Raw genomic sequence first — 5,540 nt, forward strand, 5'->3', positions numbered from 1 at the left:
GGAAGGAAGCGGCGCCGCCGTCGCCGTCGCCGCAGGGGAAAGGGAGGCGGTCCGGCCGAGGCAGGCGGGCAGCCGCCCGCGGAAGGCGCCGCGGCGGGAGCCGGCCCGGCGGAAGCCGAAGGGACCGAGGACGATTTCCTGGCGCCCGGTCTCACCGATGTCGAGGAGCCGGAGATGCCCGCGTGGAAGGAAGAGGCCGAGGAGGAGGAAGCCGAGGCCGAGGGGGAGGAAGAAGAAGGCAAGGGCCCCCGGAAGATCATGCTGATCGACGGTCTTCACCCCGAGGAGAACCGGGTCGCGATCGTCGCCGAGGGGACCCTCGACTACTACGAGGTCGAGAACCAGCGGAAAAAGGCGTTCAAGGGGAACATCTACAAGGGGAGGGTGGTCAACGTCGCCCCCGCCATCGAGGCGGCCTTCGTGGAGTTCGGCGGCGGGCGCCACGGCTTCCTCCCGCTGAACGAGTATTGCGCGGGCGCGCTGATGGACCGCCTCGGCACGTGGAACGAAGGAGAGAAGCGTCCGCCGCTCCGCTCCGGCATGGAGATCCTCGTCCAGGTGACGAAGGAGGAGTCCACCATCAAGGGAGCGGCCCTCACCTCCTACATCAGCATCGCCGGCCGATACATGGTGATGATGCTGGGGATGAAGCGGTACGGCATCTCCAAGAAGATCACGGGGGAGAAGGAGCGGGAGCGGATCCGCAAGCACATGGAGAAGCTCGACTACCCGGAGCACCTGGGCTTCATCGTGCGCACGGTGGGCGCTGCCCGGCCGCTCAAGGACCTGAAGGCCGACCTGCAGAACCTGCTCAAGCTGTGGGACCGCACGGTGGAGGGCGCCCGGCAGAACAAGGCGCCGGCGCTGCTGTACGAGGAGCAGGACATCGTCATCCGCACGCTGCGGGACAATTACTCCGCGGACGTCGCCGAGGTCGTGATGAACTCCGAGGCCGCCTTCCGCAAGGCCTCGGCCTTCTTCGACGTGTACTACCCGAAGCAGAAGGCGAAGCTGAAGCTGTACCGGCAGCGGCGTCCGCTCTTCGCCCGGTTCAACCTCGAGGAGCAGGTGGACCGGATGACCGCGCGCAAGGTGCCGCTCCCTTCGGGCGGCCACATCGTCATCGACCGGACCGAGGCGATCTGGACCATCGACGTGAACTCCGGCCGCTCTTCCAAGGACCGGGACATCGAGGACACCGCCTACCGGACCAACAAGGAGGCGGCCGCCGAGGTGACCCGACAGATGCGGCTGCGCGACATCGGCGGGCTCATCGTCGTCGACTTCATCGACATGGAGAGCAAGTCCCACAACAAGGACGTCGAGCGGATCCTCAAGGAGGGGCTGAAGAAGGACAAGGCCAAGAGCGACGTCACCTCGCTGGGCAAGTTCGGGCTGGTCGCCATCAGCCGCCAGCGTATGGGGACCTCCTTCTATGACATCCTCCTCAAGGGATGCGAGGTGTGCGGGGGCTTGGGCGTGGTCTCCACCCGCGACGCTTCCGTCGTGAAGCTGTTCCGCCGGCTGCACGACGAGCTGACGCGGGACGGGAAGGAAGGGGCGAAGGACCTGACCGTGCGCGTCTCCCCCGGCCTTCTGGAAACGCTGCTCAACCAGAAGCGGGAGGAGATCTCCCGCATCGAGCGGATGTGCGGCGGCAGGGTGACCTTCCAGTCCGACGCGGCCCTTCCGCCGTCGACGTTCGCGATCGGAAACGGCGGGACGGGGGCCGGCGGCGGAACCGGATCCGGCGCAAGCGGACCCGGCGGCAGCGGGTCCGGCGCACGTTGACACGTTGAGATGACCCCCGGGGACGCGCTCCGGCGCATCGCGCGGCGCTACATGCGCGCGTCGCTGGTCTACCTGTCGCTGGGCGCGCTTCTCGGGGCCTTGATGCTGTGGGCGGGGAACGATAACCTGCTGTTCCTCCACAGCCATATGCTCCTGGTGGGCGGGGTTCTCTTCGCCGCCTATGGGGCAGGATACCTCTGGATCGCCGGGCGAGCGGACGCAACCCCGCCCGGCGATTCGACTTCCGAAAAGTTGGCCGCCGCACAGTTCTGGCTGGCGAATGTCGGCCTTCCGGGGATGCTCCTCGGTTCGGTCCTCCCGGTGGGCTACGGCCTGGACCGGATCGGCCTCCCCTTCGGCTTCATGGAAGCCGCCGCCGCGATCCTGTTCGCGGTGGTGATAAAACGTCAGAACCGGGACGTTCCTTAGAACTCCCGCAAAAGTGGGACAGACCTGCAGCTCTGTCCCCAAACTGTGCAAGAACTCATGAACGTCCCCGTTCTGCGCCTGGATCAGGGAATCAACGGTTCGCCGGGGTGGAATGCGCGGAAGCCGCACCGGCCGTCATCCGCGATGAAGAAATAACGATACTGTTCCTTCCATGACGGCAGCACGGCCAAGACCTTGCCGGGAGGCTCGAGGTCTGTCCCCGTTCTGCGGAAGTTCTCAGGAACGTCCCGGTTCTGACGTTCCTGATGGAAATGCCCCAGGACGATGATGTTGATCCCGACGTCGAACTTTTTCCGGGCGTACTCGCGGCATTCCGCCTCGGGGAAGGATTCCTTATGGCGGAGGTTGTATCGTTTCAGCTTCCGCTCCACCCGGTCCGCCAAGGGGAGGAAGAACGAGGGGGGGAGCAGGGCGACCGCCTTGTTGGCGAGGCGGTTTTTCGAGAGCCCTTTCCAGAAACGGTAGGAGAGGTCGGCCTTGTTCACGGTGTCGCCGTGGGAGAGGAAGACCCGTTTCCCGGCGATCGTCGCCTGGAGATCGGCCTCGGAGACGAGGTCGAAGGTGGTTCCTCCGTGCTCGCTCGCCAGGTAGAAGTCCCGGTTCCCCTCGATGTAATAGATGCGGAAGCCGCCGCGCCGCAATTCCCGCAGCCGCTCGATGATCGCGCGCTGGAAGGCGAACGTCAGCCCCCGGTTCCCGAACCAGAGGTCGAACATGTCCCCGAGGAGGAACATCGGGATTTTTTCGGAGGCGGCGCGGTCCGCCATCTCCAGGAAGCGGCGGCAGTGGACGTCGTCCTGGTTCAGGTGGGCGTCGGCGAGGAAGACGGCCCGGTCGAGGGGGTTCGGGAGGCGGTTTTCCATACGTGCCTACCAAGATAGCACCGGGTGGCGCGCGCCGGAATCCGCTAAAATCATTCCATCGGAAACGGTAGCGGGACGATTGCCGGACGGCAGGGGAAGGGAGGGCGCATGGCGGAAAAGGGTTCGTTGGCGGTGCTCGACAAGTTCACCGGAGAGACGATCGCCGAGGTGCCCCTTGCCTCGAAGGAGACGGCGGAGGAGGCCATCCGGGCGGCGCGGGAGGCGTTTCCCGAATGGTCGCGGACGCCCGCCCACAAGCGGTCCCGCATCTTGGAGAACGCGTCGCGGCTGATCGAGGAGCAGAGGGACGAGATAGCGACGATCATCTGCCGGGAGGCGGGGAAGGCCTGGAAATACTCCGTGAACGAGGTCGGCCGGTCGGTCGAGACCTTCCGGTTCTCCGCGGAGGAAGCCAAGCGGATCCACGGGGAGACGGTGCCGATGGACGCCAGCGCGTTCGGCGAGGGGCGGGTCGGATTCTGGATGCGCTGCCCGCTGGGCGTGGTCTCCGCCATCACCCCGTTCAACTTCCCGCTGAACCTGGTCGCGCACAAGCTGGGCCCGGCGCTGGCGACGGGGAACACGGTGGTCCTCAAGCCCGCCTCCACCACGCCCCTTACGGCGATCCGGCTTGCGCGCATATTCGAGGAGGCGGGGCTGCCCCCGGGCGTCCTGCACGTGCTCGTCGGCTCCGGCGGCACGGTGGGGGAGTGGTTGACGACCGACCCGCGCATCGCGAAGGTCTCCTTCACGGGATCCCCCCCCGTCGGTGAGGAGATCGTCCGGAAGGCCGGTCTCAAGAAAGTGACGATGGAGCTGGGGAACAACTCGGGAACGATCGTCGAGCCCGACGCCGACCTGGCCGCCGCGGTCCCCCGCTGCGTTGTAAGCGCTTTCGCCAACTCGGGGCAGGTGTGCATCTCCCTGCAGCGGCTCTACGTCCACAAGGCGGTCGCGAAGGAGTTCACCGAGCGGTTCGTCGCGGAGACCGCCCGGCTGAAGGTCGGCAATCCGCTGGACAAGGACTGCGACGTGGGCCCGATGATCGACATCAAGGAAGCCGAGCGCGCCGAGGCGTGGGTGAAGGAGGCGGTCGCGGAGGGCGCGAAGGTGCTGATCGGCGGCGCGCGGGAGGGGCGGATGATGCAGCCGACCGTGTTGACCGGCGTCCGGGCGGAGATGAAGGTGATGTGCCGGGAGGCGTTCGCGCCGCTGGTGTCGATCTACGAGTACGAGAAGTTCGAGGACGCGGTGGCGATGGTCGAGGACTCCCCGTACGGGCTGCAGGCCGGGATCTACACCAACGACATCCGCAAGGCGCTGCACGCCGTCGACCGGATCAACGTCGGCGGGGTGATGATCAACGACACCTCGATCTTCCGCGTCGACCACATGCCCTACGGCGGGAACAAGCTCTCGGGGCTGGGCCGCGAGGGCGTGCGATTCGCCTGCGAGGAGATGACCTCCATCAAGATGGTCATGATCCGCCCTTAGGCCAGCTCCACGGTTCGGGGACCCATTTGAAGGCGCCCTTCTTCGTCGCCTTCACATGGCCGAGCCCGGGGTAAGGCAGATGGTATCCGAGGACCCGGATCCTGTCGGCCGCCGCGCGGTCGAGGATCCTGCGCCGCGTCTTCGCCGCCTGCTGCGGGTCGGAGTCGAACGTCGCCGTCCATTCGGGGTGCGCGAACATCAGGACGTAGTGGTGCGCCGTGTCGGCCGCGTTCAGCAGCGCCTCGTTCCCCGAGGTGATCAGCAACGCGATGTGCCCCGGGGTGTGGCCGTATGCCTCGACGACCTCGACCCCTTCGACGATCTTCTTCCCCGGCTCCACCGGCGTCAGCTTCTCCTTGATCGCGCCGAGGTGCTTCCTGGCGTTTGCGAGGAACTGGTCGATCTGCTCCTTGGGAAGGCGCAGTTTGGAGACATCCGGATTTTGCCCCGTCCAGTAATCGATCTCCGCCTTCGACGCGAAATACGTTGCGTTCGGGTACACCGGTTTCCCCGCGTCGTCCAGCAGCCCGCCATAGTGGTCGCCGTGCGCGTGGGACAGCACGATCCCCGTCACCTGTTCGGGATTGACCCCCGCCGCTCCCATCCGTCCCCGCAGCTTTCCGAGGGCAGGGCCGAACAGCTTGCCCGCGCCCGTATCGACGAGAATCGTCTCCCCGCCCGCCTTCAGCAGCAGGACGTTCACTTCGAGATTCAGCCGGTCGGTGGGGAGGAATGCGGAGCGCAGCGTCGCCTCCACCTCTTCCTTGCCGGCTTCCGGCGCCCAGGTCGGCTGGACCGGCTGGAATTCGATCCCTCCGTCGCTGATCACCACCGCCTCGATCCCTCCGACGGAGAAACGGTAATATCCGCCGCCGTGCTCCCCTTTCAGCGAGGGCGCGGCGGAGGCGGCAGCCGCCTGCGTCGTCCCGATGCACGGCAGGG

General features: G+C 66.5%; 5 protein-coding genes. 3 read left to right on the forward strand and 2 right to left on the reverse strand.

The genetic code is table 11. The features are described 5' to 3' along the window. Together AB1346_01920 and AB1346_01925 are read left to right on the forward strand one after the other, a co-directional pair. The coding region (locus tag AB1346_01920) for an Rne/Rng family ribonuclease (GenBank protein MEW6719188.1) at nucleotides 1–1,791 on the forward strand (1,791 nt) is incomplete at its 5' end. 9 nt (nucleotides 1,792–1,800) lie between these two features. Next, nucleotides 1,801–2,220: a hypothetical protein gene (locus tag AB1346_01925; protein ID MEW6719189.1), complete on the forward strand. Its 420-nt coding sequence runs from the start codon at nucleotides 1,801–1,803 to the stop codon at nucleotides 2,218–2,220. A gap of 83 nt (nucleotides 2,221–2,303) precedes the next feature. On the opposite strand, the gene AB1346_01930 is transcribed toward AB1346_01925, so the two are convergent. Then, nucleotides 2,304–3,104, reverse strand: a complete 801-nt coding sequence (locus AB1346_01930; protein MEW6719190.1) for a UDP-2,3-diacylglucosamine diphosphatase — start codon at nucleotides 3,102–3,104, stop codon at nucleotides 2,304–2,306. A 108-nt stretch (nucleotides 3,105–3,212) separates the two neighbouring features. Between AB1346_01930 and AB1346_01935 the strand changes: the two genes are divergently transcribed. Beyond that, nucleotides 3,213–4,598: an aldehyde dehydrogenase family protein gene (locus tag AB1346_01935; protein MEW6719191.1), complete on the forward strand. Its 1,386-nt coding sequence runs from the start codon at nucleotides 3,213–3,215 to the stop codon at nucleotides 4,596–4,598. On the opposite strand, the gene AB1346_01940 is transcribed toward AB1346_01935, so the two are convergent. Beyond that, nucleotides 4,582–5,540, reverse strand: a 959-nt coding sequence (locus AB1346_01940) for an MBL fold metallo-hydrolase (protein ID MEW6719192.1), incomplete at its 5' end; no start/stop codon positions are given. The two genes, AB1346_01935 and AB1346_01940, sit on opposite strands and share 17 nt — an antisense overlap.

The sequence above is a fragment of the Thermodesulfobacteriota bacterium genome (genome assembly GCA_040758155.1).
GTDB lineage: Bacteria > Desulfobacterota > Deferrimicrobia > Deferrimicrobiales > Deferrimicrobiaceae > UBA2219.

What these genes read in the sequence shown, in the direction of transcription:
- AB1346_01925 (MEW6719189.1), top strand. Translation starts at nt 1,801, where the DNA reads ATGACCCCCGGGGACGCGCTCCGGCGCATCGCGCGGCGCTACATGCGC.
- AB1346_01935 (MEW6719191.1), top strand. Translation starts at nt 3,213, where the DNA reads ATGGCGGAAAAGGGTTCGTTGGCGGTGCTCGACAAGTTCACCGGAGAG.
- AB1346_01930 (MEW6719190.1), bottom strand. Translation starts at nt 3,104, where the DNA reads ATGGAAAACCGCCTCCCGAACCCCCTCGACCGGGCCGTCTTCCTCGCC.